Genomic DNA, 26,729 nt, shown 5'->3' on the forward strand with positions numbered 1-26,729 from the left:
CTTTAAACCGCCGCAATTGAATGCTTTCGGAACCCGGGCTCACCAGTTCCACATTGAGCCGTCCGTAAGACGCGCCACCGGCAATTGCTTGGGGTCATACGGGTGTTTCGCCGCCCGTTTTTCATCGATGTCGACGCCGTGACCGGGCGCCTCTCCGGGGTGGAGATAACCGTCGTCAAAACTGTAGGCGTGCGGGAAAACGGCGTCGGTTTCTTCTGTGTGCATCATATATTCCTGGATGCCGAAATTCGGAACCCAGAGATCGAAATGCAACGCCGCGCCCATGGTGACGGGCGACAGATCCGTGGCGCCGTGACAGCCGGTGCGCACATGATAGAGCCCCGCGAGATCGGCGATCCGCCGCAACTGCGTGATCCCGCCGGCATGCGCCACGGTCGCGCGGATATAATCGATCAGCTGCTCCTCAAGAAGCGTGCGGCAATCGTGGATGGAGTTGAATACCTCGCCGAGCGCAATCGGCGTCACCGTATGCTGACGGATGAGGCGAAACGCTTCCTGATTCTCCGCGGGCGTCGGATCTTCCATCCAGAAAAGCCGGAAAGGCTCGAAGGCTTTGCCGAGACGCGCCGCTTCGATAGGCGTCAATCTGTGATGAATGTCATGCAAAAGCTCGATAACCGGCCCATGCGCCTCGCGCAGCCGCTCAAAGAGCTTCGGCGCGAAATTGAGATAGGCCGTCGTATCCCAGACGGTTTCCGTCGGCGCGGCGGCGTCCGCCGGTTCGTAATACATCTTGCCGCGCGCGACGCCGTAAGCGCCCTTGACGCCGGGAATGCCAGACTGCGCGCGGATCGCCTTGTATCCAAGGGACATATAGCGCCCGACTTCGTCGACGGTCGCCTCGATATCCGCGCCGTTTGCATGCCCGTAAACCAGCACGCGATCGCGCGAGGCGCCGCCTAAAAGCTGATAGAGCGGCATCCCCGCCGCCTTCGCCTTGATGTCCCAAAGCGCTGTATCCACAGCGGAAATCGCCGTCATGGTGACGGGGCCCCGGCGCCAGTAAGCGCCGCGGTAAAGGAACTGCCAGATGTCTTCGATGCGGCGCGCATCGCGCCCGATGAGGATCGGCGCCACATGATCTTCAAGATAAGACGCAACGGCTTTCTCCCGGCCGTTCAAGGTGGCGTCGCCAATCCCATAGACGCCTTCATCGGTTTCGATCTTCAGCGTGACGAAGTTGCGGCCCGGACAGGTGACGATCACGCGGGCGGTTTTGATCTTCATGGTTTCATCCCCGAGACGCGCCTGTCTTTTTCGCGTCGGTTGACAGAGTTCAGCAGGCTTGCCATCGTTTGCGCTAACATCCTGCCTCGAAACAACAATAATTTTCAATGGCAATGTGGAAACGCCCGGATGCGCCGACAGACGGCTCAACGAAACACGCCTAAGGCGCGCGCGCGCAGCTCTTTTCTTTCCGAAAAGAAGCCTATGCCTTTTTTGGACAGGCGCGCGGCGACGGCCGGTCTTGTCGCCGGTGCAGGACTTGGCTTCATCGGCTGCAGCGCTGCGAATGAAAGGGTTCTGCGCTCCGCCGATGCTCACCCTGCGGACTATCCGACGGTTCTCGCCGTTGACGAGATGGGGCGGCTGCTTGAAGAGCGCAGCGAGGGCAGGCTGTCGATCAAAACCTATGCCGGCGGCCAGCTTGGCGCGGAAAAAGACGCCCTTGAAATCACTATTTTCGGCGGGCTCGATTTAACGCGGGTCAGCATCGCGCCGTTGAGCGCCATCGCCGCTGAGGCGGTCGTGCCGGCCCTGCCCTTTCTATTCCGCAATACGGCGCATATGCGTGCGGCGCTCGACGGCGCGCCGGGGGAGACGATCCTCGCCGCGCTGGAGCCGCACGGCCTCATCGGGCTGTGTTTTTACGACGCCGGCGCGCGTTCTTTTTACACGCGGGACCGGGCGATCATGGCGCCGGAAGACCTCAAGGGCCTCAAAATCCGAGTCATGAATTCGGACATGTTCGTCTCCATGGTGGAGACGCTGGGCGGCGACGCCGCGCCCATGCCTTATGGCGAGGTTTATCAGGGGCTCATGCAAGGCGTTGTCGACGGCGCAGAAAACAACTGGCCTTCCTATGAAAGCTCGCGCCATTTCGAAGCAGCGCCGGTCTACAGCCTGACCCGGCATGTCATGGCGCCGGAAGTCCTTGTCATGTCGGCCAAACGCTGGCGCCGGTTAAGCGAAGAGGACCGGGCGCTGATCCGCCAATGCGCGAAAGACAGCGTGCCGTTTATGCGCGCTGTATGGGACGAGCGCAGCCGCAAGGCGGAAGAACATTTGCGCGCGGCGAATGTGGAGATCGTCACGCCGGACACGCAAGCCTTTGTTGAAAAGGTGAAACCCGTCTGGGACAGATATCTGACGACGCCCGCCCTGCATCGGCTTGCGGACGACATTCGAACGCTTGGCCAGACAAAAGAGGCCGGCGATGTTTAAACTCCTTACCGCCTTTTCCAAACTGACGAGCCGCGCGGCGCTCTATATCTCTTTCGCCGGGCTCATCGGCATGACGGTCATCATTTCATGGCAGGTCTTCGCCCGTTACGTGCTCCACGCCGCGCCCTCATGGACGGAGCAGGCCTCGCTCCTGTTGATGCTGTGGTTCATTTTATTCGCGGCGGCGGCGGGCGTGCGCGAAGGATTTCACATTCGTCTGACCCTGCTCGAAGACGCGTTGCCGGACAACCGAAAACGTATTTTGCGCCTCTTCTGTCACGGCGTCGTCCTTTTCTTCGGCGCCGCGATGGCGTGGTCTGGCGCCGGTCTTGTGTTTGAAACCTGGAGCCATACGATTCCAACGCTGGGCCTGCCGAGAGGGCTCGCCTATCTGCCGATCGCCATCGCCGGCGCGCTGATCGTTGTCTACACTGTCGAACGCATCATCCTTGAAACCCGCGGCGGCGAAGCGGAGCGCATATGGAACTGACGCTCTTGCTTCTTGCGCTGGCGGTTCTCCTCGCCGCCGGCGCGCCGGTGGCGTTTGCGCTCGGCGCCGCAAGCCTCTCCGCGTTCTTCATGCTCGGCATCCCCCCTATTGTCGCCTTTCAACGCCTCGCCGCCGGCATGAACGTATTTTCGCTGATGGCGATTCCGTTTTTCGTTTTTGCGGGCGAGTTAATGGCGCGCACCGGCATTGCAGAACGCCTCATCCATGTCGCCGAGGGCGCGTTCGGACGCGCACGCGGCGGATTGGGCCAAGTGGATGTGGGCGCCAGCATGCTTTTCGGCGCCGTCTCGGGCTCGGCCGCCGCCTCCGTCTCCGCCATGGGCTCGACTCTGATCCCGATGATGAAGCAGCGCGGTTATGACGAGGATTACGCCGTCAATGTCACCATTACGGCGGCGATCCTCGGCATTCTCATTCCCCCGTCGCACAACATGATCATTTACGCCGCCGCCGCGCCCATGGGCGTCGATGTCGGCGCCCTCTTCCTTGCGGGCGTCATGCCGGGGCTGCTCGCCGGCGGCGCTTTGATGATCGCCGCCTGGGCCGTCGCGGCGCGGCGCAATTATCCGCGCGGGGCCTTTCCCGGCTGGCGCGTATTCCTGCGCGCGCTCGCCGCTGCTGTTCCCGGCCTGATGACCGCCTTGATTATCGTCTTCGGCATCCTCCTGGGTGTTTTCACGCCGACGGAAAGCGCCGCTGTCGCCGTCATTTATACGATCGTCATCGGCGCGGTTCTCTATCGCACGCTGGGGCTGGAAGAGTTTTTCGCCGCCGCCTGCGCCGCCGTCAAAACCACGGCCATGGTAATGTTGATCATCGGGTCGGCGGGGATGTTCGGCTGGCTCTTCGCTTTGCTCGAAGGGCCGCAGACGCTGGCGGCGCTGTTGACCGCAGCCTCGAGCGAGCCCTGGGCGGTGATGCTCATGGTGGTCCTGATCCTGCTCGTTCTCGGCGCCTTTATGGACATGGCGCCGCTGCTCATCATCACGACGCCGATCTTTCTGCCTGTGGCCGTCGAGGTGGGAATCGACCCGATCCATTTCGGCGTCGTCATGCTCTTGACCCTCGCCATCGGCCTTGTGACCCCGCCGGTCGGCTCGGTCCTTTTCCTTGGCTGCGCGGTCGGCGGCGCGAAGCCCGAAGCGGTCGTCAAAACCATCTGGCCGTTCTATCTGGCGCTGATCGCGACCCTGCTGCTGGTCGTCGCCATCCCCGCCCTCACCCTCTGGCTGCCGGCGCTCTTCAAGTGAAAATCCCCATTAATTCAGTGTGTTGCCAATAATTTAACGGCATGTCTCGCCTTTCGCTCCAAAAAATGTTAGCGATAACGGAAATAATAATAGAGGGAGGTTAGGATGCCCCGCTTTTCAGGGCTTGCGCCTATGGGCGGCCGAACGGCATTACTGCTTGCGCCCTTTCCGGCCATGGCGGAAGACACGCCCGCGCACGCCGTCCGCCCGACCGGCGCTTCAACATTCGCGCCGCCAGGTGAAGATTGCGCGCTTCGGTCTGACGGTTCCGCCCCCATCATAAAACGCATTCATAGCCAGTGCGCTGAGCAGCCTTGTTATCGGGACGCGATCGAAGCGTACTCTCTCAATGACGTCGCAATAAACTGGAGCGCGCCGCTCTTATCGATGAACCGCGCCTTGTGAAAGATGGCGATGATTGACCCGCCGCCCTTTGAAATGGTAGCGTTACCAACATTAAAGGTCTCGTAACTCGTTATTTCTCTTATGTTTTTAGGAATAGACATCGGCACATCGGGAGTGAAGGCGGTCGCCGTTGACGAGACCGGAACGGTTGTGGATCAGTCCGTTGTGGAACTGCGCGTCTCGCGCCCGGCGCCGCTCCAGTCCGAACAAGAGCCGTCCGACTGGTGGGCGGCGACCAACAAAGCCGTCGCCGATATCTCGAAAGACCACCGTAAAGCCGTCAAGGCGATCGGGCTTTCCGGCCAGATGCACGGCGCTGCGCTGATCGACAAGGCCGGCGCCGCAATCCGCCCCGCCATTCTGTGGAACGACGGGCGCAGCCTGGAAGAATGCGCCGAGCTTGAAGAAAGCCTGCCGGCCCTGGGCGAGATCACCGGCAACCGCGCCATGCCCGGTTTTACCGCCCCGAAGCTTCTATGGCTGCGCAAGCACGAACCGGAGACTTTCGAGAAAACCGAAAAGGTGCTGTTGCCGAAAGATTATGTCCGTCTGCGGATGACTGGCGATTACGCCTCCGACATGTCGGACTCCGCGGGCACGTTATGGCTCGACACTAAGGCGCGGGACTGGTCCGACGCCGTTCTGAACGCCTGCTCCTTGAGCCGCGATCACATGCCGGCGCTTTACGAAGGCAACGAGGTCACCGGCAGGCTGCGCGGCGAGCTCGCTGAGGCCTGGGGCATGGAGCGCGTTCCGGTCGCCGCCGGCGGGGGCGACAACGCCGCCGGCGCCGTCGGCTCCGGCACGGTGCGCACCGGCGACGCCTTTCTTTCCCTCGGCACGTCGGGCGTCACATTCCTGGCGGACAGCGAATATCGTCCGAACCCGGCGGGCGGCGTTCACACTTTCTGTCACGCCCTGCCGAACCGCTGGCATGAGATGTCGGTGATGCTGAGCGCGGCGAGCGCCGTCGACTGGGTGGCGAAGACGGCCGGTTTTTCCGACCCGGCGGCGCTCTTCGCCGCCGTGGAGGAACGCAACACGCCCTGCTCCACGGAGATGTTCCTGCCCTATCTTTCGGGCGAACGCACGCCGCACAACAACCCGCTGGCGCAAGGCGTTTTCTTCGGGCTGACGCAATCCTCCGACGCCGTTTCGCTTGGCCAGGCCACGCTTGAAGGCGTCGCCTTCGGCCTGGCGGACGGCATCGACGCGCTACACGCCACCGGTGCACAGATCGAGACGCTGAGCGTCATCGGCGGCGGCGCGCGTTCGCACTATTGGGGCAGGATTTTAAGCTCGGTCTTCAACCAGCCGCTCATCTATCGCAAGGGCGGCGAGGTTGGTCCGGCCTACGGCGCGGCGCGCCTGGCGCGGCTGGCGCTGACCGGCGAGGACATTGAAGACGTTTGCACCCCGCCGCCGATCGAAACGGTCATCGAGCCGTCCGAAAAACTCACCGAACAGCTGGCTGCGCGCCGGCCCCTGTTCCAGGCGCTCTACACATCGCTGGAACCGCATTTCAAGGAGAACGCATGATGTCACGCGGATATTTTTCCGACATTCCCAAAATCGAATTCAAGGGTCCGGAAAGCAGCGATCCGTTTTCTTATCAATATTACGATAAGGACCGCGTCGTTCTCGGCAAGACGATGGAAGAGCACCTACGCTTCGCCGTTTGCTACTGGCACAGCTTCTGCTGGGACGGGTTCGATATTTTCGGCGCGGGCACGTTCGAGCGCCCGTGGCAGGCGGGCGAGCTCGATCAGGAAGCCGCCGAACACAAGCTCGACGAAGCGTTCGATTTCATCTCCAAACTCGGCGTGCCGTTTTTCTGTTTTCACGACGTCGATGTAATGGCGGCGGCGGCGACGCCCCAGGAGCATGTCAAAAATCTCTCCGTCATGGTCGACAAGATCGAAGACAAGATGGGCGAGACCGGTATCAAGCTGCTCTGGGGCACCGCCAATCTCTTCAGCCATCCCCGTTACATGGCGGGCGGCGCGACGAACCCGGATCCGGAGGTCGCCGCCTACGCCGCCATGCAGGTGCGGAACGCCCTTGAAGCCACGCACCGTCTGAAAGGCGAAAATTACGTCCTGTGGGGCGGGCGCGAAGGCTATGATTGCGCTCTCAACACGGCGATCGGCCACGAACTCGACCAGCTTGGCCGGTTCCTCAACATGGTCGTCGAGCACAAGCACAAGATCGGCTTCAAAGGCACAGTGCTGATCGAACCCAAACCGCACGAGCCGACAAAGCATCAATATGACGTCGATGTCGCGACCGTATATGGCTTCCTCAAGCGCTACGGCCTTGAAGACGAGGTCAAGGTCAATGTCGAAGCCAACCACGCGACGCTCGCCGGGCATTCTTTCGAGCATGAAATCCAGCTCGCCAACGATCTCGGCGTTTTCGGCTCCGTCGACCTCAATCGCGGCGACCCGCAAAATGGATGGGATACGGACCAGTTCCCCAATGACCTTCGCGAGATCACGCTGGCGGTCTATTACATCCTTCAGGGCGGCGGCTTTGAAACCGGCGGGTTTAATTTCGACGCAAAAGTGCGCCGCCAAAGCGTAGACGCCGAAGATTTATGCCATGGCCATGTGGGCGCCATCGATTTGACCGCGCGCGCGCTGTTGAACGCCGCCGCCATGATCGAAGACGGAGCGCTCGAGCGTTTTGTCGAAGACCGTTACGCCGGCTGGAAATCGGGCGTCGGCGCAAAAATGCTGTCCGGCGATCTCGATCTCGCAGGGCTCGCCGACTACGCCGTCGACAACAATATCGCGCCCGTGCGCAAATCAGGCCGTCAGGAATATCTGGAAAATTACGTCACCAGATTCACCAAATAACGAAAGGCGAATGTCATGAAATTCTTCGCCGACACGGCGGATGTCGACGAGATCAGGTCTCTGGGCGAGGCCGGCATGATCGACGGCGTCACGACCAATCCGTCGCTGATCAAGAAGGCGGGCCGCGATTTCCGCGACATCATCGCTGATATCTGTGAAGCAACCCCAGGCCCTGTCAGCGCGGAAGTCACCGCGCTCGAAGCGGACGCCATGATAAAGGAAGGCCGCTCGCTCGCGGAGCTCGCAGGCAATGTCACGGTGAAACTGCCGCTCACCATGGACGGGCTCAAAGCCTGCCGCCGGCTTGCCGATGACGGGATCAAGGTCAACGTCACCTTATGCTTTTCCGCCAACCAGGCGCTCCTGGCGGCGAAGGCGGGCGCGCGCTTCATCTCGCCCTTTATCGGGCGGCTCGACGACATTCACATCGACGGCGTCGCGCTCATTCAGGAAATCCGGACCATCTACGACAATTACGGGTTTGAAACCGAAATCCTCGCCGCCTCGATCCGCTCCGCCAATCACATCAAAGACTGCGCGCTTATCGGGGCGGACGTCGCCACGGCGCCGCCGGCCGTCCTGTGGTCGCTCGCCAAACATCCTCTCACCGACAAGGGGCTCGACGCCTTTTTAAAAGACTGGGCCGCGACGGGACAGTCGATCCTCTAGCGGCGCACAGCCGAGCCGCGCAGGCCCGCCCTCCCGGGCCGCGCGGCTCAGGCGCAATATGCTTTATATAAAATCCGGATGATCGACGCCGCCGCCTTGTTGGCGATGGAATAATAGATCGTCTGGGCTTCCCGCCTTGTGGAGACAAGACCCTCCTGACGCAGCCGCGCAAGGTGCTGAGAGACCGTCGCCTGGCGCAGGCCCAGCTCCGCCGTCAAATCGCTGACCGACTTTTCCTCATCCGCAATCAGGCAAAGCAGCATAAGGCGGTGCGGCGAGGCCATCGCTTTCAGGAGCTCGGACGCCTCCCCGGCGTTTTCCTCCAACTGTGCAAATTGGCTCATTTGACCTCTTTACATTCGTATATTCGAATGTTTATATTCATACCGGAATTCAGGGGCCGCGTCCAGCCGCAATTGACAGCGTGTCGCAGCCCGAAAAATATATGGGAGCCTTCAGGATGAATATCGACAGATTTGTGCTCGCTTTCGCCGGTTTTTTGATCCTCGTCAGTTTGGGGCTGGGCCTTCTCGTCCATCCTTACTGGCACGCTCTGACGGCCTTTGTCGGCCTCAATATGTTCCAGGCGGCGTTCACGCGGTTCTGTCCGCTCGCCATCATTCTGAAAAAACTGGGCGTTAAGCCAGGTTCCGCGTTCGCATAAAAGTCAAAAAAGCAGCCCATAAAGGCTGCGGGAGAGCTTCTCGATGAACGTCTTGCCCTCAAGCGCCGCCCAAAAGCCCGGACTTTATCTCTGGGGCGCCGCGCTGTTCAGCCTCATTCTGATCGCGCTCGTCGCCGCGCCGACTTTCGCGCCGCGCGCCTTTTCTTTCCTTGAACCCCTCAAGGTCGACACCGACCCGGAGAACATGCTCTCCGCGGACGAACCGGTTCGCGTTTTCCATAATGACATGAAAAAGGAGTTCAATCTCCACGATCTCATTGTGGTCGGCGTCGTGAACGAAAAGAACGAAGACGGCGTCTTCAACACCGAGACGCTTGGCGATGTTTATGAGCTCACGAAGTTTGCGGAAACCATCCGCTGGACCGACGGCGCAAGCGAAGACGCCGCAAAGAAGGGCGTCATCGCCGTCGACATCATCGCGCCCTCCACCGTCGATTCGATCGAACAGGCGGGCCTCGGCTCCGTCAGTTTCGACTGGCTGATGCCCGCCCCGCCCGAGACCCGGGAAGAAGCGCTCGCCGTGCGGGAAAAGGCCGAGCGCATTCCGACCTTGAACGACACGCTGGTTTCCGGCGACGGCAAGGCGCTGGCGATTTACGTTCCCATCACCGCAAAAGACGTCAGTTTCCGCGTCGCCAACCAGCTGCGCGAGAAAATCGCCACCTTTGACGGCGATGCGGAGTACCACATCACCGGCCTGCCCATCGCCCAGGACCAGTTCGGCGTTGAAATGTTCAAGCAGATGGCGATTTCGGCGCCGCTCGCCATGGCGCTGATCTTCGCGCTGATGTGGTGGTTCTTCCGCCGTTTGAACCTCATCATTTCGCCCATGATCGTCGCCATGGTTTCGGTGATCGGGGCCATGGGGCTCCTCGTCGTCACCGGCAACACCGTTCACATCATGAGCTCGATGATCCCGATCTTCGTGATGCCGATCGCCGTGCTCGACGCTGTTCACATTCTTTCCGACTTTTACGACCGTTATCCCTCGATCAGGGACCGCCGGAAAACCCTCGACCACGTCATGAAAGAATTGTGGCAGCCCATGCTGTTCACGACGCTGACGACCTGTACGGGATTCCTCTCTCTCGCCTTCACGCCCATCCCGCCCGTTCAGGTCTTCGGCGTCTTTGTCGCCATTGGCGTTTTCTTCGCCTGGTTTTTCACGATCACGCTGATCCCGGCCTATATCATGGTCATGCCCGAAAAAGCCTTCGCCGGTTTCGGCATGGGCGCGGGCGATAAAGAGACCGATCATGAAGCAACGCCGCTGGCGCGTTTCCTTCATGGCGTCGGCGACTTCGCCGTCGGCCGGTCGAAATTGATCGTCGCGGGCTTTCTTCTGGCGCTCGTCGTCGCCGGCTACGGCGTCACGCAAATCCGCATCAACGACAACCCGGTCAAATGGTTTCATGCGGACCATGAAATCCGCGTCGCCGACCGTGCGCTGAACGACCGTTTCGGCGGCACCTATATGGCGTATCTGGCGCTGACCGCCGATGAGGGCGATGCGCTGTCCAGCATCGCCGACGATGTCGAAAAGCGGTTGACCGCGCTCGGCACGCCGCAGGCCGAAGCGCTGGCCGCAAGCGCCCGCGCCGCACGCGGGACAGCCGAAAGCCCCGACGCGTTTTTAAGCGCTCTGCGCGAAAAGGCGGAGACGGAACTCGATGCGGCTGAAGCCGACGAAGACTGGTATGCTTGGGACGACGCCGTGCTTGCGCTCGACGCCGCCTCGCAATCCCAGGAAATCTTCAAGCAACCGGAAACCCTGCGCTATATCGAAAAACTGCAGGCGCATCTTGAAACCACGGGGCTTGTCGGAAAATCGAACGCCCTCCCCGACATCGTGAAAACCGTCCACCGCGACTTGTTTTTAGGCGATGAGGAAGCCTACCGTATTCCCGATACGCCGGAAGCCGTGGCCCAGACTCTGATCACCTACCAAAACAGCCATCGCCCGCAGGACTTGTTCAAGCTGGTGACGCCGGATTTCAAAAAATCGGTCCTCTGGCTGCAGCTTAAAAGCGGCGACAATGTCGACATGAGCGCCGTGATCGCCGATGTCGACAAATACATCGCCGACAATCCGCCGCCCGCCGCCATCAGCCATGACTGGTTCGGCCTCACCTATATCAATGTCGCCTGGCAGCAGAAGATGGTGTCCGGCATGGCGCGCGCCTTCGCCGGCAGCTTCATCATGGTGCTCGTCCTGATGACGATCCTGTTCCGCTCGCCGTCCTGGGGCCTGCTCTCCATGGCCCCGCTGACGGTGACGATCGGCGTCATCTACGGCGTCATCGGCCTTATCGGCAAGGATTACGACATGCCGGTGGCGGTGTTGTCCTCGCTCAGCCTGGGCCTCGCGATCGACTACGCCATTCACTTCAACGCCCGCACCCGCCATCTCTACGAGCAGATCGGCGACTGGCCCCAGACGGCGAAAAAAGCCTTCGGCGAGCCGGCGCGCGCGATCTTCCGCAATGTCATCGTCATCGGCGTCGGCTTCCTGCCGCTCCTGCTGGCGCCGCTGGTGCCCTATCAGACCGTCGGCATTTTCATCTCGGCGATCCTGTTCCTCGCCGGCGTCGCCACCCTCTTGGGACTGCCCGCGCTGATCACTATATTTAAACCAATATTATTCCGTAAAAGGAGGACGCAACATGCTGTCTAAAACGCTCAAGCTTGCCGCAGCCGTCACTGCGCTTTCGATCTCGACGGCCTTTGCGCAAGACGTACAGGAGATCGTCGACAAGGCGAGCGCCGCCGCCTATTACCAGGGCGAAGACGGACGCGCCAAGGTGCACATGTCCATCAAGGACTCGCAAGAGCGCGAACGCACGCGCGACTTCGTCATCCTCAGGAAAGACATCGGCGATGTCGACAACGGCGAGCAGCGTTTCTACGTCTTCTTCGAACGCCCGGCCGATGTGAACAAGACGGCTTTCCTGGTCTGGAAACAGCCGCACGCCGACGATGATCGCTGGCTCTACCTGCCGGCGCTCGACCTCGTCAAACGCATCGCGCCGTCCGACGAGCGCACCAGTTTTGTCGGTTCGCACTTCTTCTATGAGGACGTTTCCGGCCGCAATCCGGACGAGGACAATCATGTTCTCGAAGAAGAGACGGACGATTATTATGTCGTGCGCTCGACGCCGAAAGACGCGTCGGATGTTGAATTTTCCAGCTACAAAAACTGGATCCACAAGGCGAGTTTCATCCCGGTGAAGACCGAATATTACGATGAAAACGGCGAGGCCTACCGCACCTATACGGCGCTCGGCGTTGAAACCATCGACGGCCATCCGACCGTGGTGAAATCCTCCATGGCCGATGAGCGCATCGGCGGCGTCACGGAGATGACCTATTCCGAAGTCGCTTACGACACCGGCTTGCCGGAAGACATCTTCACCGAGCGTTATCTGCGCAACCCGCCGCGGCGCGAGCTGCGGTAAAATAAAGAGGGTGGCGGCGATGAAGTCTCAAGCGACATTATTGGCGGTCCTCATGAGCCTTGCGTCCGCCCATGCGCAAGAGCCGCCGCCCCTGCCCGCCGGTCTCGGATCATCCAGCGCCGAAACGCAGGACGATAAAGACGAAGAGCAATCAGGCGCGCCGGCATTGCCGTCAGGGCTTGGCGAGTCGCAGGCGCCGGCTCTCCCCGCCGGCCTTTCCGGCGAAGAGCAGAGCGAAACGCAACTTGCCGAGCCTGACGAGCCTTTCGAGGCGCCTTTCGGGCTCACCGGCTTCATTGAAGCGCGCGCCGGCGTGCGCATTGTCAGCGATCCTTACGAGAAACAGCTTTCCATCGGCGAGGTGCGCGCCCAGCTTGGCCGGGACATTGAGACCCGCCATGCGACCTTCCACGTCGTCGGCGATCTCTATTATGACCAGGTGGAAGACGTCAGCGACGTCAATCTCGAGACCGGGCGCGGTTTCTTCGACCTTCGCGAAGCCAATGTCCTGGTTCGCCCCCTCGATTTCCTCGATATCAAGGCGGGCCGCCAGATCCTGACCTGGGGCGTCGGCGATCTTGTTTTCATCAACGACCTTTTCCCGAAGGATTATCGTTCCTTCTTCATCGGCCGCGATGATGAATATCTGAAAGCCCCGTCCGACGCCGTCCGCGCTTCCGTCTTCAACGACATCGCCAATGTCGAATTCGTTTACACGCCGCGCTTCGACGCTGACCGCTCCATCACGGGCGAGCGCCTTTCCTATTACAATCCGGCGCTCGGTCGCATCGCCGGGCGCGACGCCGTCATCAACGCCATGACGCCGGACGACTGGTTTTCGGACGATGAATTCGCCGCGCGCGCCTATCGCAACATCGCCGGCTTTGAAGCCGCGCTTTACGGCTATATGGGATACTGGAAGACGCCCGAAGGACAGACTCCTCTCGGAACGCCTTTCCACCCGAAGCTTTCGGTGTTCGGCGGAAGCCTTCGCGGCCCCGTCAAAGGCGGCATCCTGACCGCCGAATTCGGCCGCTATTTCAGCGGCGACGATAAAGACGGCGACAATCCTTTTATTCGCAATGGCGAAACCCGTTTTCTGGTTGGGTATGAGAAGGAAATCGCAAACGAACTCACAGCCGCCATCCAGTACAACGGAGAGGTCATCTCCGATTACGCCGCGCTCAAAAGCTCCCTCCCCCCTGGGGCGTCGGCGCCGGACCGGATGCGCCATGTGGTGACGCTGCGACTGACAAAGCTCATGCTCAACCAGAATCTGACCCTCTCCGGATTCAATTTCTGGAGCCCGAACGAAAAAGACGGTTATTTCCGTTTCCGCGCTTCTTACAAGCTGACCGACGCCTGGCTGGCTGAAGCCGGCGGCAATATTTTTTACGGCGCGGACAACAACACGTTTTTCGGCCAGTTTGAAAACAACACCAATCTCTTCGTCGGCATACGGCGAAATTTTTAAACGCCCGGCGTCCCGCCGAGGCGACCATACAAGGAGGAAATCATGGCGCATATAGTCGTACTCGGCGGAGGCCTCGGCGGCGTTATTATGGCCTATGAGGCGCGGGCGGCCGCCCGCAAGGAAGACAAGGTCACCGTCATCTCCGACAAGCCGACCTTCGATTTCACGCCGTCAAACCCCTGGGTCGGCGTCGGCTGGCGCGAGCCGGACCAGATCAAGGTCGAGCTCGAAAAACCGCTCGCAAAAAAGAATATCGACTTCATTCCCGTCGCCGCGGCGAAAGTCCGGCCGGAAGAAAACGCTGTCGAGCTGACCGACGGCAGGAAAGTAGTTTACGATTATCTCGTGATCGCCACGGGACCGGAACTCGCCTTCGATGAGATCGAAGGACTCGGCCCCCATGGCGGACACACCCAGTCGATCTGCACCACCCCGCATTCAAAGCTCGCTCACGACGCGTTCGAAGCGTTTGTGAAAAACCCCGGCCCGATTGTGGTTGGCGCGGTTCAGGGCGCCTCCTGTTTCGGCCCGGCCTATGAATACGCCTTCATTCTCGACCGTGAACTCAGGAAACGGAAAATCCGCGACAAGGTGCCCATGACCTTCGTCACGTCGGAACCTTATATCGGCCATCTCGGGCTCGACGGCGTCGGCGACACCAAGACGCTGCTCGAATCGCAGCTTCGCGAACAGCACATCAAATGGATCACCAACGCAAAGATCAAGAAAGTCGACGCGGACAAGGTCTTTGTCGAAGAAGTGGACGAGAGCGGCGCGCATAAAGCAGACCACGAACTCGCCGCCGATTATTCCATGTTGCTGCCCGCCTTTCGCGGGATCGAAGCGGTGCGCGACGTGGAAGGCCTCGTTAATCCGCGCGGCTTCATCATTGTCGACAAACATCAGCGCAATCCGACTTTCAAAAACATCTTTTCCGTAGGCGTTTGCGTCGCCATCCCTCCCATCGGCCCGACGGCGGTTCCCGTCGGCGTGCCGAAAACCGGCTTCATGATCGAATCCATGACCGCCGCCACGGCGGAAAATATCGGCAAGCTCCTTCGCGGCGAGGAACCTGCGAGCGAAGCGACCTGGAACGCCATGTGCCTCGCCGATTTCGGCGACGGCGGCGTCGCCTTCGTCGCCATGCCGCAAATCCCGCCGCGCAATGTCAACTGGGCCGCGGACGGCAAGTGGGTTCATCTCGCCAAGGTCGCCTTCGAGAGATACTTTCTCGGCAAGGTCCGGAGCGGCAATACGGAGCCCTATTACGAAAAGGCGGTTCTGAAACTGCTGGGACTTGAAAAACTGAAAGCCTGACCATGACGCACGCCCTGACGATCGCGGCGATGACCGAAGCGATCGAGGATGAATATAAGGCGCAGGCCGCTTATGAGGCCGTCATTGAAAAATTCGGCCTGGTGCGCCCGTTTATCAATATCGTCGACGCGGAAGCGCGCCATGCAGACGCCCTGCGCCGGCAATTCGAAAGACTTGGCGCCAGCCCGCCGGCAGATCAATGGAAAGGCAAAGCGCGCGCGCCGGCGACCTTGCGGGAAGCTTGCGAACAGGCGGTCGCCGGCGAGGTTGAAAACGCCGCCATGTATGACCGCCTGCTCGCGCAAGTCGAAGATCAGGCCGTGCGCCAGGTGCTTTTCAATTTGAAAGACGCCTCGCAGAGCCGCCACTTGCCGGCTTTTCGCAGAGCCCTTGCGCGGGAAGCCTCACGACACCGCTGACGCCGGATCGCCGGCGCAGCTTTTCTTGCGTTACCTGCGACATTCCGCTCGCCGCAAATCGCCCTTATGGCCGCTATGCGGCTTGCTTAATATTCGTTTTTTCGTATATTCCAATTTATAGATATATTACATGCGCGCCGCTTCTTTTTAACGGCGCGGCCCCGAGCACAGCAGGAGCGAAAATCATGGCTGAAACGAAAGCAAACCCAGCGCAGGCTGTTCTGCACGAATTGGAGCCCAAAGAGGTGCTCGCGCTTTTGGAAAAACACGAGTGCCTCCTCATCGATGTCCGTGAGCCGGGCGAATTTGAAGCCGAGCGCATTCCCGACGCGATGTTATATCCCCTGTCCGAATTTGACGCGTCGGCGATCCCTTTTGACGGCAAGCGCCGCATCATCTTGCAATGCGGCACCGGAAAACGCTCTGCAAAAGCCGCCGGACTCGCCCATCAAGCGGGGATTAGCGACGTAACGCATCTGAAGGGCGGCTTGCAGGCCTGGAAAGCGGCCGGCATGCCCGTGATCGCGTACGACCCTTCCACCGGCCAATCGCGCGAACGCTCCGCCTAACGCGAATTGACGCAAATTGACGGGGCTCCCTTGAAACGAAGCTCCAGAAAGCGCAGGAAGGACGTCGTCACGCGTATCAAGTGAAGACGCCCGCCCAGCGGGATTAAGGACGCATGATGGAACTCGACGCTCATCTGCTCGCGCGCATTCAGTTTGCGTTCACCGTCAGTTTTCACATTATCTTTCCAGCGTTCACCATCGGCCTCGCCAGCTATCTCGCCGTGCTTGAAGGGCTGTGGCTCAAAACCAAGAACGAAACCTATCTGACGGTTTATAAATTCTGGCTCACCATTTTCGCTGTCGCGTTCGCCATGGGCGTCGTCTCCGGCATCGTCATGAGCTATCAGTTCGGCACCAATTGGGGACCGTTCGCGGAGAAAACCGGACCGGTGCTCGGACCGCTTCTCGCTTACGAGGTGCTGACGGCGTTTTTTCTCGAGGCGGGTTTTCTCGGCGTCATGCTGTTCGGCCTCAACCGGGTCGGGCCGAAACTGCATTTCACGGCGACCTTGCTCGTCGCCATCGGCACGCTCATTTCCGCCTTCTGGATTCTTTCCGCCAACAGCTGGATGCAGACCCCCGCCGGCTACATGATCGAAGACGGGCGTTATGTCCCCGCCGACTGGCTTGAGGTCATCTTCAATCCCTCTTTCCCTTACCGGTTCATCCATATGGTGCTCGCCGCCTATCTGACGACGGCCTTTGTCGTCGGCGCGGTCGGCGCCTGGCACCTTCTGAAAGACAAGACCAACCGACCGGCGCGCGTCATGTTCGCCATGGCGGTGATGATGGCGGCGGTCGTGGCGCCGACGCAGCTTTTTGTCGGCGACATGCACGGGCTCAACACGCAAGAGCATCAGCCCATGAAAGTCGCCGCCATGGAAGGCCATTTCGAAACGCAGCAAGGCGCGCCGCTGATCCTGTTCGGCCTGCCCGATCTTGAGGACGCTGAAACGAAATACGCGGTCGGCGTGCCCAAGCTCGGCAGCCTTATCCTCGAACACGACCCGAACGGCGAAGTCACCGGGCTTGACGCCTTCCCCCGCGAAGACTGGCCGAACGTCCCGCTCATCTTCTGGTGCTTCCGGATCATGGTCGGCATCGGCGTCTTGATGATCGCCTTCGGCCTTACAGGCGCCGTCAATGCGCTGCGCAAAAAGCTTTTCGACGCGCATTGGCATCATTACTGGGCGGTCGCCATGGGCCCGCTCGGCTTTATCGCCATTCTGGCGGGCTGGTTCGTCACGGAAGTCGGTCGCCAGCCTTATGTGGTTTACGGCCTTATGCGCACAAGCGAAGCAGCCTCGCCTATCGGCGCCCCGGGCGTCGCCGGATCGCTGCTCGGTTTTCTCATTGTCTATTTGATCGTTTTCTCGGCCGGCGCATTTTACATCCTGCGCTTGATGCGCCGCACGCCGGACGCGGATCCCGAAAAACCGCTTAAGGAAGGACCGTTGCGCCCCAGCCATTTGGCCGATGAGCTTGGCGATGGCGGCGAACAAACCTCAGGAGCAGACAATGTTTGATCTGCCGACAATCTGGGCCGCCCTTATCTGCATCGCGCTTCTCTCTTATGTCGTGCTGGACGGCTTCGACCTCGGCATCGGCATTCTCTTTCCGCTCGGCCGCAACAAAGACGAGCGCGACGTCATGATGAACTCTGTCGCGCCGGTCTGGGACGGCAATGAGACCTGGCTGGTGCTTGGCGGCGGCGGCCTCTTTGCGGCCTTCCCCCTCGCCTATTCCGTCCTTCTCACCGCCTTTTACGCGCCGGTGATCGCCATGCTGCTGGCGCTTATCCTGCGCGGCGTCGCTTTCGAATTCCGCTTCCGGACCGAGCGCGGGCGCAAATATTGGGACTGGGCGTTCATTGGCGGATCGACCGCCGCCGCATTCTTTCAAGGCGTCATGGTCGGCGCCTTCGTGCAAGGCGTCGTTGTCGAAAACGGCGCCTATGCAGGCGGCTGGTTCGACTGGCTTTCGCCGTTCAGCCTGCTTTGCGGCGTCGGGCTCGTCGCCGGCTATGCGCTGCTCGGCGCGTCCTGGCTGGTGATCAAGACCGAAGGTGACATACAAACACGCATGCGCGCCCTGCAGCTGCCGCTTGGCGCCGCCGTCATTCTCCTCATCGGGCTGATCAGTTTCGGCACGATTTTCGAAAGCGAATGGGTGCGCGAACGCTGGTTCAATATCGGCTCCTATTTCTTCCTGTGGATCATTCCCGTCGCCACCGCCCTCGTTTCCGGGGCCTTTTTCCTCGCCGTGCGGGCGAAAAAGGAAATCACGCCCTTCGTCCTCGCTCTCGGCCTTTTCGGCATGTCCTTCGCCGGACTTGCGGCGAGCCTGTCGCCCTACATGATCCCGCCGGCGATTTCTTATTATGAAGCGGCCAACGCCGATTCGAGTCTCGCCTTCATGCTTGTCGGCGCGCTCATTCTTCTGCCGGTGATCCTCGGCTATACCGGCTACGCCTACTGGGTCTTCCGCGGCAAGGTGAAAGTGGGAGAAGGGTACCACTGATGCGCGCCGGCGATGACAGCCCCTTATGGAAAAAGCTTGGCTGGTTTGTTCTTTTATGGATCGCCGGCGTCAGCGCCGTCATGCTGATCGCTTCAATCCTGAAACTCGCCATGGCCGGCGTCGCTTCATAACGCCGCTTTCGTCAAAGGCGCTTTCCGCCGTTGTTCGCTGGCGGGAGTCTGCCTTTCTGATATACTCTGCAGATTGGAATTCAGCAGCACGAGTGAAAGCGCAGCAATGGCGACCCGACGCAATTTTCTTTTAGGCGCAAGCACCACGCTCATGCTGACGGCATGCGGCAAACAGCCGGAAGCCGATACAGCCCTCATAAAAAAAGCAGAGGCCCTGATTACCGCACGCCCTTCGCTTGACCTGCACGCCCATCCGGGACGCACTTTTGTTCGCGGCTCAAGCCATCTCGCGCCAGCGCTTAAAGCCTATGCGCTGGCTGGCGCTTTCGAAGACCGCGCCATCGCCGACATGCGCAAAGGCGGCGTCAGTGCGGCGGTGTTCTGCGCCGTGTCGGATTTCCAAATCCTCGATCTCGCCGGAGACGGGCTTGCCTCCGCCCGCGCCTTTAAAAAAGGCGAAGCCCTGGCGAGCTACCGCACGCAAATCAGCCATTTGAACGCCCTTTTTGATGACAGGGAAGTCGCCAGAATCCTGGCGCCCGCCGATGTGATGCAGGCGAAAAAGGAGAACAGGGTCGGCGCGCTGCTTGGCGTTGAAGGCGGCGATTTCCTTGAAGGCAGCGCGGAGCGCGTCGGCGAAGCATACGCGGACGGCGTGCGGTGCATCAATCCGCTGCATTATCACACGAACGAACTCGGCGACATCATGACGGAAAATCCTGTTCATGACGGACTGACGCAAGCCGGCGCCGCGGTCATCAAAGCGATGAACGCCAACGGCGTCATGATCGACGTCGCCCACGCCTCCGAAAAGACCGCCTTCGGCATTCTGGACGCCTCTGAAAAGCCGGTTCTTTGTTCTCACACGCATATCCGGACGCCGAACTTCGCGTTCCCCCGTTTCATCAGCCTTGACCTTGCAAAACAAATCGCCGCGGCGGGCGGCGTGATCGGGGCATGGCCGGCGGGCATCGGCATTTCGGATCTGACGGGATATGTCGACAGGATTTTCGAACTGATCGACGCGGTCGGCGTCGACCATGTCGGGCTCGGCTCCGATATGGACGCCAATTACAAGCCGGTCTGGGACAATTACAGTCAGTTCCCGGAGATTGTCGCCCTGATGCTGGATCGCGGCCTCAGCGAAGAGGAGGCCGCGAAAATCATCGGCGGCAACGGGTTGCGCGTTTTCCAAGCGGCAAGCGCCTGAACCCCGCTCTTTGCCGCGCACGCATCGAGAAGACGTGCAAGAAGGTCTCGCACATCAGGTCAGAAAACCTGATGTGCGAAAGTTTTTTAGAAATTCACCGCAACGCCGACGCCATAGGTCCGCCCGATATTCGGGTGGTTCACATAGGTGTTGAAGAAGTCCCGGAAGTCATCAATGAGACCGTCTTCATCGGTGAGGTTGCGGCCCCAGAAATAGAGCTCGAGCATTTCATTATTGGTGATGACGCCAACGCGGCCATTGAGCTGCGTCATCTCGTCGATATAGCCGAACGGAATGGTCGCCATGCTCGGCAATGTCGTGGTTTTGACGTTGTCAGCCGTGGTGAAATATCCGCCCGTATGGGTCAGATCGGCGCGCAGCAAGAAAGTGCTGTTGAGCGAGGGAATCTCTTGCGTGAAAACGCCGCCGATAGCCGCCGTGAATTCCGGCGCATTGACGAGCCGGTTGCCGGAAGCGTCTGAGCCGCCGCTGCCGCCGCCCGGAAATTCGTCGAATTCCGCATCGAGCAAGCCCGCCGAGCCGTAAAAGACAAGATTATCCGTCGCTTCAAGATTGAACTCAGCCTCAACGCCTTTGGTCTTCACCTTGGCCGCGTTGGTGATGCGGATCGATGTATTCCCGCCGCCAAGATCGACGAACTGGTTGACCTGGTAATCTTCATAATTGGAGAGGAAGGCGGCGAGATTGAGCGTGAAACGACCGTCCCAGAACGCGCCCTTGAACCCAACCTCGTAACTGTCGACCGTCTCTTTGCCGAACTCCAGGCCGGTGTTGGCGGCCAGTTCGTTGGCGTTGATGTAGTCGAGATTGAAACCGCCGCTCTTATAACCGGAAGAATATTTGGCGTAGACATTGGCCTCATCCATCACGGCGTAGCTGAGACTCACTGCAGGCGAGAAAAATTTGTCCGTCCGGTCATTGATCAATGGCGAAGGAACGCCCGTCATCGGGTCGGGGTTTGTCGACCCGATTCCGAAGAGTCCTGAATTCCTGCCGTCGAGCAGCCAGTTCACATCCTTGTTCTCAACACTGTAGCGCCCCCCAAAACCGAGAGTGAGGCGGTCGGTGATATCGAAACTGCCATTGATATAGCCGGCAAAGCTTTCCGTCTTCACTCTGCCGCTGTTGTAAACCCTCGATCCTTCAGGGCCGAACCCGACAAACGCAGAAATAAACGCAAGATCAGCAGGGGTCAGGTTGTTGGGGTCGAGCATCAAAAGCGGCGCGACGCTTGGCGCGACAACCGGGGCGATAAAACTTTCATGGAAGCTGTCGCCCAGAAAAACGTCCCGCTGCGTGTCCGAGTCCTGATTGTAATAGTAAAAGCCGAGCATATAGGTCAGGCGTTCGCCGGGAGGCGAAATCGCCTGGAACTCCTGGGTGAACTGTTCGAATTTGTCGCTGTATTCGATCGAAACCACCGAAACCGGCGAGTAGTCCGTCGCGTTGGTGTAAAAAGCGTCAGTGTTGCGGTAGCCGCTGATGGATTTGAGCGTAAACCCATTATCGAGGTTGTATTCCAGATCCATCATGCCGCCGTATATGTCGCGGTTTTCCGAAGGATCAAATTCAAACGCGACGCGTCGCGGCTCCGGCGCGACAGGAACGGGCCCGATGCCGAGCATATCCGTCAGAGGTTCGCCGACAAGAATCTTGTTGTCCGTGTTCAGCCCGTCAAAGGCGAAATTGGCTTCGAAATTATCGGTCGGCGTTATGCGCAGCTGCGCGCGATAAGCCCATACATCCTTGGTGTCGAGCTTGTTTCCGGTCGTAATGTTATCGATATAGCCGTCGCGATCAGTTTTCGCGATGGAGAATTTCGCCGCCGCCATCTGGCCCAGCGGCACATTGACGATGCCTTTGAACTCTCGGTAATCGTAATTGCCGATATCGGCCGTCACGCGGGCGGAAAACTCGTCCGCAGGCTTTTTCGTCACAAGGCTGACAGCGCCGGCGACCGTGTTTTTCCCAAAGAGCATGCCCTGCGGCCCGCGCAGAACTTCGACGCGTTCAAGATCCAGCAACTCCTGGTTCACCGCCGGCGACTGGCCCATGTAAACGCCGTCGACATAGACGCCGACCCGGCTGTCAAAGCCGATATTGCGCGAGTTCGAGCCGACGCCGCGTATGGTGATCACCGACCGGAAATCATTGTGGCCTGAAATCTGGACGTTGGGGATATATTCCGACAATTCGGAAAGTTCGCGAACGCCGGTCTGGTCGACGTCGTCAGCGCCAAATACGGAAATAGCGATAGGAACTTCCGACAGTTTCTCAGCACGCTTGGTCGCAGTGACGATAATTTCATCGCCCCCTCTGGCTTGCGCGTATGCTTGCGACTGCCCGGCCAGCGCCGTAAGCGCCATACAACTGACCGTCAGGAAGATCTTGGATTTTTTCATGCCCCGCCTCGAAAAACTGTTTTTATGAAATCGGCCCCTGTCGAGCCTTGCCTCGCGAATGTTAATTCGCTTAACTTTCATTTGTCAACGGAGCAAAACACTGGCCTAATCCCTTCCCGGACCTTGTAAAAAACCGGTCTACGGAAAGTCGGATGGGCCCGTAGAATGAGGGGAGCGATTTGTTGGACGCCGCGCTGACAAGGCCGGAAGAGATCCAGAAGAAATCCGGCTACCATCATGGCAATCTCAGGAGCGCGATTTTCGACGCGGTCGCGCAGCTTATCGGGGAACGAAAATCGCTGGCGTTCCATTTAAAAGACGTGGCCGCCCTCGTCGGCACGTCGCAACCGGCGATCTACAAACATTTTGAAAACAAGCAATCGCTTCTCGTCGAAACCGCTGTCGCAGGTTACGGGATACAAAAAAAATTTCGCGATTATGCGCTCGATATTTCAGGCCCCTCGCCGCTTCAGCAACTTCTGGCTGTCGGCTACGCCTATGTGCATTTCTCGCGGACCTATCCCGGTTATTTCCTCTTGATGAAAAATCTCGAGACGGACGAAATTCTCTCTTCTCCGCAATATCAGCGTCAGCGAGACGAAACGCTGCATCTCGTAAGAAGTCTTATTGCGGAATGCATGGAAACCGGGCTTTTTCACAAGACCGACCTCAATCTCGTCATGACCTCGCTGCAATCAACGGCGCTGGGCCTCGCCAACATGTATCTTTTAAACCAGCTGGAAGTCGTCGCCCGCGATCTTCACAAAGACAAACATCTGGTTTCCCGCATTTTCAAAGTCAGCATTGAAAGCTTTCTGACCCCCGAAGGAAAACGGCATATCCGCAACGCCGGCGCAAACCCTTTTGAAGACACCGATTAAAAGTCGATTGTTCTCTGCGATCCGGGGCGATCCTCACACGAAAAGTGGCGGAAGAGAGTGGGTGTCGAACCCACCTGAGACTGGCTGACAGCCCCACCCGGATTTGAAGTCCGGACGTTCCACCGGGAACGTTTCTCTTCCTCACGAGGCCGCGCCGGCGAGGCGCGCATCCCCGACAAAGCGTTGAAGCCGCTGCGAGTCGATATGGCGAAGGTCGCCCCGCCGCAAGGTCACGCCCTGACGGTCGAAATAGTCGAGGATCTGGATTGAAAGCTTGCGCCCGTTCTCCAGCCTGTCCCGCAAGGCGGCGGCGGCGAAAAAACCGTCCGGCGCCGTGCGCGCAATCTCTTCAATAATGACGGCGACTTCATCGACAGCCTCGCGCAGGAAAAAATGATCAGCGACGATTTCAACCGCCTCGCCCTGACGCGCCATGGTTTTCAGCACCCGGCGCGCATCATCTTCTTTCAGATGCAAGAGCTCGGCCATCTCGTTGACGCGCGGCGGACGAAAGCGCTCAGCGCCTTTCAAATGGGGCAGCATGCGCGCGCGCAGCGCCGCGTCGCGCCCGCCGAGTTTGAGCTTGTGGTCGGGCAGACGCAGCGCCCCGCCATGAAGAGAAAGAACGCCCTCTTCCGCCAGCGCGTCGATGACGCTTGCCGCGACCGGCGCCGGCATGCGCGGCTCCAACATTTCGGCCAGGCGCTTCGCCGTCACGCCCTTCTCGCCGGGATTGTTTTCGTGAAAGGCTTCGAGCGCGCGCCGGGCGCTGTCGCGCAAGGAGCCCCATGTCTTTTTGGAAATGAGAATCGTCTCCGCCCCCTGACCGATGCTCACATGGGAGAGATTTTCCAGCGCCTTGTCCAAAGCCTCCTCGCTCAGCGCATGATCGCGGGCGAAAACCGTCCGGACCACATAAAAAGGCTTGCACGCCATCAGAGCGCTGAGACGGTCGACCGGATCGGCGCGCTCCAGCGCATCCAGTTTTGCGAGCCGCTCCGGCGTTTTGCGGCGGCGCTGCGGCGCCCTTAGATCGACAAAGCGTCCCCCCCCCATGGTGCGCGCGCCGGACGTGTCGCGCAGGATGAAAAAATCGCCGGCGCCGGCGGCGATCGGCCTATCCAGCACGAGCTGCACGCGGCCCTCCCCGCCAGGCGCAATCGGCTCCTCCTGAAGCAGCGCGACGCGCGCGCTTGCTTCAGCGGCGCCGTGATGCACGCGCGCGGGCGTCCAGTGCTTTAAGCTTCTCGGTTCGTTATCCAGAAGGTTCAGCCGGCAATCGATCCGGTCCGACGGCGCATGCAGCAACGGATCGAGAACGACATCGCCGCGCGCGATGGCGTCGCGGCTGATGGCGTCGCCCGTCAGGTTCAGCGCGCAGCGCTCGCCGCAGCGGCCGGTTTCAGCGGGACGGTTTTGCGCATGAATAGACCGCACGCGCGCGGAAAACCCCTGCGGGCTGACCGTCACCCTATCGCCGACTGAAACCGAGCCGCTCATCACCGGGCCGGTCACGACTGTGCCCACGCCGGAGATCGTGAAACAGCGGTCGACGGCGAGCCGGAAACGGCCTTGCGCGGCGCGCGGCGCCCCATGAGCGGCGAGGTTTTGCAACGCTGCGCGCACCGCCTCGACGCCCTCGCCCGTTTGGGTTGAGACCGGCAGGATCGGCGCCGACGCGAACGCGGTCGGGGCCAGCACGTCGCGCACTTCCCCGATCATCGCCGCGCGCCAGTCATCGGGAACAAGGTCGGTCTTGGTGAGCGCGACGACCCCCTCTTTGACGCCGAGAAGATCGGCGATGGCGAGATGCTCGCGGGTTTGCGGCATGACCCCGTCATCGGCGGCGACGACCAGCATCAGCGCATCGATCCCCGTCGCGCCGGCAATCATATTGCGAATAAAACGGCTGTGGCCCGGCGCATCCACAAAGCCGATAGTCTCGCCGTTTTCGCAAGGGATGTAAGCAAATCCAAGATCGATGGAGATGCCGCGCGCCTTTTCCTCTTTCAGCCGGTCGGTGTCTATGCCGGTGAGCGCGCGCACCAGCGCCGACTTGCCGTGATCGATATGACCGGCGGTTCCGACAATCACTTGCGCGCCGCGCCGCCGGCGCCCTCTTCGATGTCGAGCGAAGACAGATTGTCGACAAACCCCGCTTCGTCTTCGAGACAGCGCAGATCGAAGATCAGCGCCTGGTCTTTCACCCGGCCCACCACCGGCGCCGGCAAAGACCGGAACGCCGCCGCCAAACCTCCAAGCGCCTTGCCTGCGCTTTGCGCCCCGACGGGACGCACGGCGAGACCAAGGCTTGGCAGCGTCGCCGTCGGCGCCGCGCCGGAGCCCACCTGGCTTTCGCAATCGGCGATAGAAACAGAAAAATCTTCGCCAAGCTTGGCGGCGACAGCCGGAAGAAGCCGGTCGGCGCAGGCCCTGATATCATCGAGACTGCGCGCCAGCGCGCGATAGGTCGGCAGGCGCTCGGTCAGGCGATCCGGATCCTGATAAAGACGCAAGGTCGCCTCGATGGCGGCGAGACGGATTTTATCGGCGCGCATGGCGCGCTTCATGGGGTTCTTGTTGATCTTTTCGATCAGGTCGCGCCGGCCCACCACAAAACCGGCCTGCGGCCCGCCCAGCAATTTGTCCCCGGAAAAGGTCACGAGATCGGCGCCGGCCTGAAGCGCTTCGGAAACGGTGGGTTCATCGGGCAGGCCGAAAGGCGAAAGCCCGACAAGCGTGCCGGAGCCGAGGTCGTCCACCAGCGGAATGTTATTCTTCTTCGCCAGCGCGGAAAGCTCCCGCGCAGGCACGGCTTTGGTGAACCCTTCGATGCGGTAATTGGAGGTGTGAACTTTCAACAGCGCGCCGGTTTCCGGACCAATGGCGCCTTCATAATCGCGCAGATGGGTTCGGTTGGTCGTGCCCACCTCAGTAAGGCGCACGCCCGCAGAGGCCATGATGTCCGGCATGCGGAAAGCGCCGCCGATTTCGATCAGCTCGCCGCGCGAGACGATGACGGACCTGCCGGCGGCCAAGGTGTTCAGCGTCAGGAGCACGGCGGCGGCGTTGTTGTTGACGAGCGTTGCGTCCTCGGCGCCGGTGAGTGCGCATAAAAGACCGCGGATTATGTCGTCGCGTTCGCCCCGGCGCCCGCCGGAAAGGTCGTATTCAAGCGCCACCGGATTGCGCATGGCCCGGTTTGCAGCCTCCACCGCCTCTTCCGCCAAAAGCGCGCGGCCGAGATTGGTGTGCAGGATCGTGCCGGTGAGGTTGTAGACGGTTTTCAGCTTGCTGGCGCTGGCGGCAGCGAGATGACAGGCGGCGGCCTCGGCCGCTTCGTCCTGCGTCAGCGGGCGCTTTTCCGTGCGCGCGTCTGCGATCGCCTTGCGTAAGGCATTCATTGTCGGCTTGCGCCCATATTGCTCGGCGAGTCTGCAGGCCAGCGCCGTCTGCGCTGCGACATGAACCGAGGGCAAATGCGGA

General features: G+C 60.3%; 23 protein-coding genes and 1 tRNA gene. 18 read left to right on the forward strand and 6 right to left on the reverse strand.

Translation table 11 applies throughout. The features are described from left to right. Positions 1-39 precede the first annotated feature (39 nt). A complete protein-coding gene (gene manD, locus CW354_RS01185; protein WP_104828216.1) occupies positions 40-1,248 on the reverse strand; it encodes a D-mannonate dehydratase ManD in 1,209 nt (402 codons plus the stop codon). Positions 1,249-1,452: 204 nt separating this feature from the next. On the opposite strand from manD, the gene CW354_RS01190 reads away from it, so the two are divergent. From CW354_RS01190 to fsa, 6 genes are all read left to right on the forward strand, one after another. Then, the gene (locus tag CW354_RS01190) at positions 1,453-2,466 is read left to right on the forward strand and encodes a TRAP transporter substrate-binding protein (protein WP_104828473.1); all 1,014 of its coding nucleotides are present in this window, start codon (positions 1,453-1,455) and stop codon (positions 2,464-2,466) included. Further along, positions 2,459-2,956: a TRAP transporter small permease gene (locus tag CW354_RS01195; RefSeq protein WP_104828217.1), complete on the forward strand. Its 498-nt coding sequence runs from the start codon at positions 2,459-2,461 to the stop codon at positions 2,954-2,956. The genes CW354_RS01190 and CW354_RS01195 overlap by 8 nt, the downstream gene beginning before the upstream one ends. Beyond that, on the forward strand, positions 2,947-4,227 hold the full coding sequence (locus CW354_RS01200; RefSeq protein ID WP_104828218.1) for a TRAP transporter large permease: 1,281 nt from the start codon (positions 2,947-2,949) through the stop codon (positions 4,225-4,227). The genes CW354_RS01195 and CW354_RS01200 overlap by 10 nt, the downstream gene beginning before the upstream one ends. A 486-nt stretch (positions 4,228-4,713) precedes the next feature. Further along, positions 4,714-6,171 (forward strand): xylulokinase, encoded by a 1,458-nt coding sequence (gene xylB, locus CW354_RS01210; protein WP_104828220.1) that lies wholly within the window; start codon positions 4,714-4,716, stop codon positions 6,169-6,171. Further along, on the forward strand, positions 6,171-7,490 hold the full coding sequence (xylA, locus tag CW354_RS01215; protein WP_104828221.1) for a xylose isomerase: 1,320 nt from the start codon (positions 6,171-6,173) through the stop codon (positions 7,488-7,490). Before xylB ends, xylA begins: the two co-directional genes overlap by 1 nt. Positions 7,491-7,505: 15 nt before the next feature. Next, a complete protein-coding gene (gene fsa / locus CW354_RS01220) occupies positions 7,506-8,159 on the forward strand; it encodes a fructose-6-phosphate aldolase (protein ID WP_104828222.1) in 654 nt (217 codons plus the stop codon). A gap of 47 nt (positions 8,160-8,206) precedes the next feature. On the opposite strand, the gene CW354_RS01225 is transcribed toward fsa, so the two are convergent. Beyond that, positions 8,207-8,503, reverse strand: a complete 297-nt coding sequence (locus CW354_RS01225) for an ArsR/SmtB family transcription factor (RefSeq protein ID WP_104828223.1) — start codon at positions 8,501-8,503, stop codon at positions 8,207-8,209. A 116-nt stretch (positions 8,504-8,619) separates the two neighbouring features. Here CW354_RS01225 and CW354_RS01230 point away from each other — a divergent pair, with 116 nt between their 5' ends. The 11 genes from CW354_RS01230 to CW354_RS01280 all read left to right on the forward strand — a co-directional run bounded on the left by CW354_RS01230 (position 8,620) and on the right by CW354_RS01280 (position 19,939). Then, complete coding sequence (locus CW354_RS01230; RefSeq protein WP_104828224.1) at positions 8,620-8,823, forward strand: YgaP family membrane protein; 204 nt, start codon at positions 8,620-8,622, stop codon at positions 8,821-8,823. A gap of 43 nt (positions 8,824-8,866) precedes the next feature. Further along, the gene (locus CW354_RS01235; RefSeq protein ID WP_104828225.1) at positions 8,867-11,518 is read left to right on the forward strand and encodes an efflux RND transporter permease subunit; all 2,652 of its coding nucleotides are present in this window, start codon (positions 8,867-8,869) and stop codon (positions 11,516-11,518) included. Further along, positions 11,508-12,299 carry an outer membrane lipoprotein-sorting protein gene (locus CW354_RS01240; RefSeq protein WP_104828226.1) on the forward strand — a complete coding sequence of 264 codons (792 nt, stop codon included), beginning with the start codon at positions 11,508-11,510 and terminating at the stop codon, positions 12,297-12,299. Before CW354_RS01235 ends, CW354_RS01240 begins: the two co-directional genes overlap by 11 nt. A gap of 19 nt (positions 12,300-12,318) precedes the next feature. Continuing rightward, positions 12,319-13,773 carry a hypothetical protein gene (locus CW354_RS01245; protein WP_104828227.1) on the forward strand — a complete coding sequence of 485 codons (1,455 nt, stop codon included), beginning with the start codon at positions 12,319-12,321 and terminating at the stop codon, positions 13,771-13,773. A 42-nt stretch (positions 13,774-13,815) separates the two neighbouring features. Continuing rightward, complete coding sequence (locus CW354_RS01250) at positions 13,816-15,090, forward strand: NAD(P)/FAD-dependent oxidoreductase (protein ID WP_104828228.1); 1,275 nt, start codon at positions 13,816-13,818, stop codon at positions 15,088-15,090. A 2-nt stretch (positions 15,091-15,092) separates the two neighbouring features. Further along, positions 15,093-15,509 (forward strand): ferritin-like domain-containing protein, encoded by a 417-nt coding sequence (locus CW354_RS01255; protein ID WP_104828229.1) that lies wholly within the window; start codon positions 15,093-15,095, stop codon positions 15,507-15,509. Positions 15,510-15,694: 185 nt separating this feature from the next. Next, complete coding sequence (locus CW354_RS01260; RefSeq protein ID WP_104828230.1) at positions 15,695-16,078, forward strand: rhodanese-like domain-containing protein; 384 nt, start codon at positions 15,695-15,697, stop codon at positions 16,076-16,078. Between the two features lie 113 nt (positions 16,079-16,191). Further along, positions 16,192-17,604, forward strand: coding sequence for a cytochrome ubiquinol oxidase subunit I (locus CW354_RS01265; protein WP_104828231.1), 1,413 nt, complete (start codon positions 16,192-16,194; stop codon positions 17,602-17,604). Beyond that, on the forward strand, positions 17,597-18,598 hold the full coding sequence (cydB, locus tag CW354_RS01270; RefSeq protein ID WP_104828232.1) for a cytochrome d ubiquinol oxidase subunit II: 1,002 nt from the start codon (positions 17,597-17,599) through the stop codon (positions 18,596-18,598). The genes CW354_RS01265 and cydB overlap by 8 nt, the downstream gene beginning before the upstream one ends. After that, positions 18,598-18,729 (forward strand): DUF2474 family protein, encoded by a 132-nt coding sequence (locus CW354_RS01275; protein ID WP_104828233.1) that lies wholly within the window; start codon positions 18,598-18,600, stop codon positions 18,727-18,729. Before cydB ends, CW354_RS01275 begins: the two co-directional genes overlap by 1 nt. A gap of 106 nt (positions 18,730-18,835) precedes the next feature. Continuing rightward, on the forward strand, positions 18,836-19,939 hold the full coding sequence (locus tag CW354_RS01280; protein ID WP_104828234.1) for a dipeptidase: 1,104 nt from the start codon (positions 18,836-18,838) through the stop codon (positions 19,937-19,939). Positions 19,940-20,025: 86 nt separating this feature from the next. On the opposite strand, the gene CW354_RS01285 is transcribed toward CW354_RS01280, so the two are convergent. Continuing rightward, positions 20,026-22,362, reverse strand: a complete 2,337-nt coding sequence (locus CW354_RS01285; protein ID WP_165793466.1) for a TonB-dependent receptor — start codon at positions 22,360-22,362, stop codon at positions 20,026-20,028. A 182-nt stretch (positions 22,363-22,544) separates the two neighbouring features. Here CW354_RS01285 and CW354_RS01290 point away from each other — a divergent pair, with 182 nt between their 5' ends. Beyond that, positions 22,545-23,243, forward strand: coding sequence for a TetR/AcrR family transcriptional regulator (locus tag CW354_RS01290; protein ID WP_165793467.1), 699 nt, complete (start codon positions 22,545-22,547; stop codon positions 23,241-23,243). 45 nt (positions 23,244-23,288) lie between these two features. Here the strand turns inward: CW354_RS01290 and CW354_RS23270 are convergent. The 3 genes from CW354_RS23270 to selA all read right to left on the reverse strand — a co-directional run bounded on the left by CW354_RS23270 (position 23,289) and on the right by selA (position 26,722). Then, positions 23,289-23,384: transfer RNA gene (locus tag CW354_RS23270), tRNA-Sec, on the reverse strand. Beyond that, positions 23,385-25,337, reverse strand: coding sequence for a selenocysteine-specific translation elongation factor (gene selB, locus CW354_RS01295; protein WP_104828237.1), 1,953 nt, complete (start codon positions 25,335-25,337; stop codon positions 23,385-23,387). Beyond that, positions 25,334-26,722 (reverse strand): L-seryl-tRNA(Sec) selenium transferase, encoded by a 1,389-nt coding sequence (selA, locus tag CW354_RS01300; RefSeq protein ID WP_423793519.1) that lies wholly within the window; start codon positions 26,720-26,722, stop codon positions 25,334-25,336. The genes selB and selA overlap by 4 nt, the downstream gene beginning before the upstream one ends. Positions 26,723-26,729: the final 7 nt, after the last annotated feature.

It is taken from the genome of Hyphococcus luteus (assembly GCF_002943565.1).
GTDB classification, from domain to species: domain Bacteria; phylum Pseudomonadota; class Alphaproteobacteria; order Caulobacterales; family Parvularculaceae; genus Hyphococcus; species Hyphococcus luteus.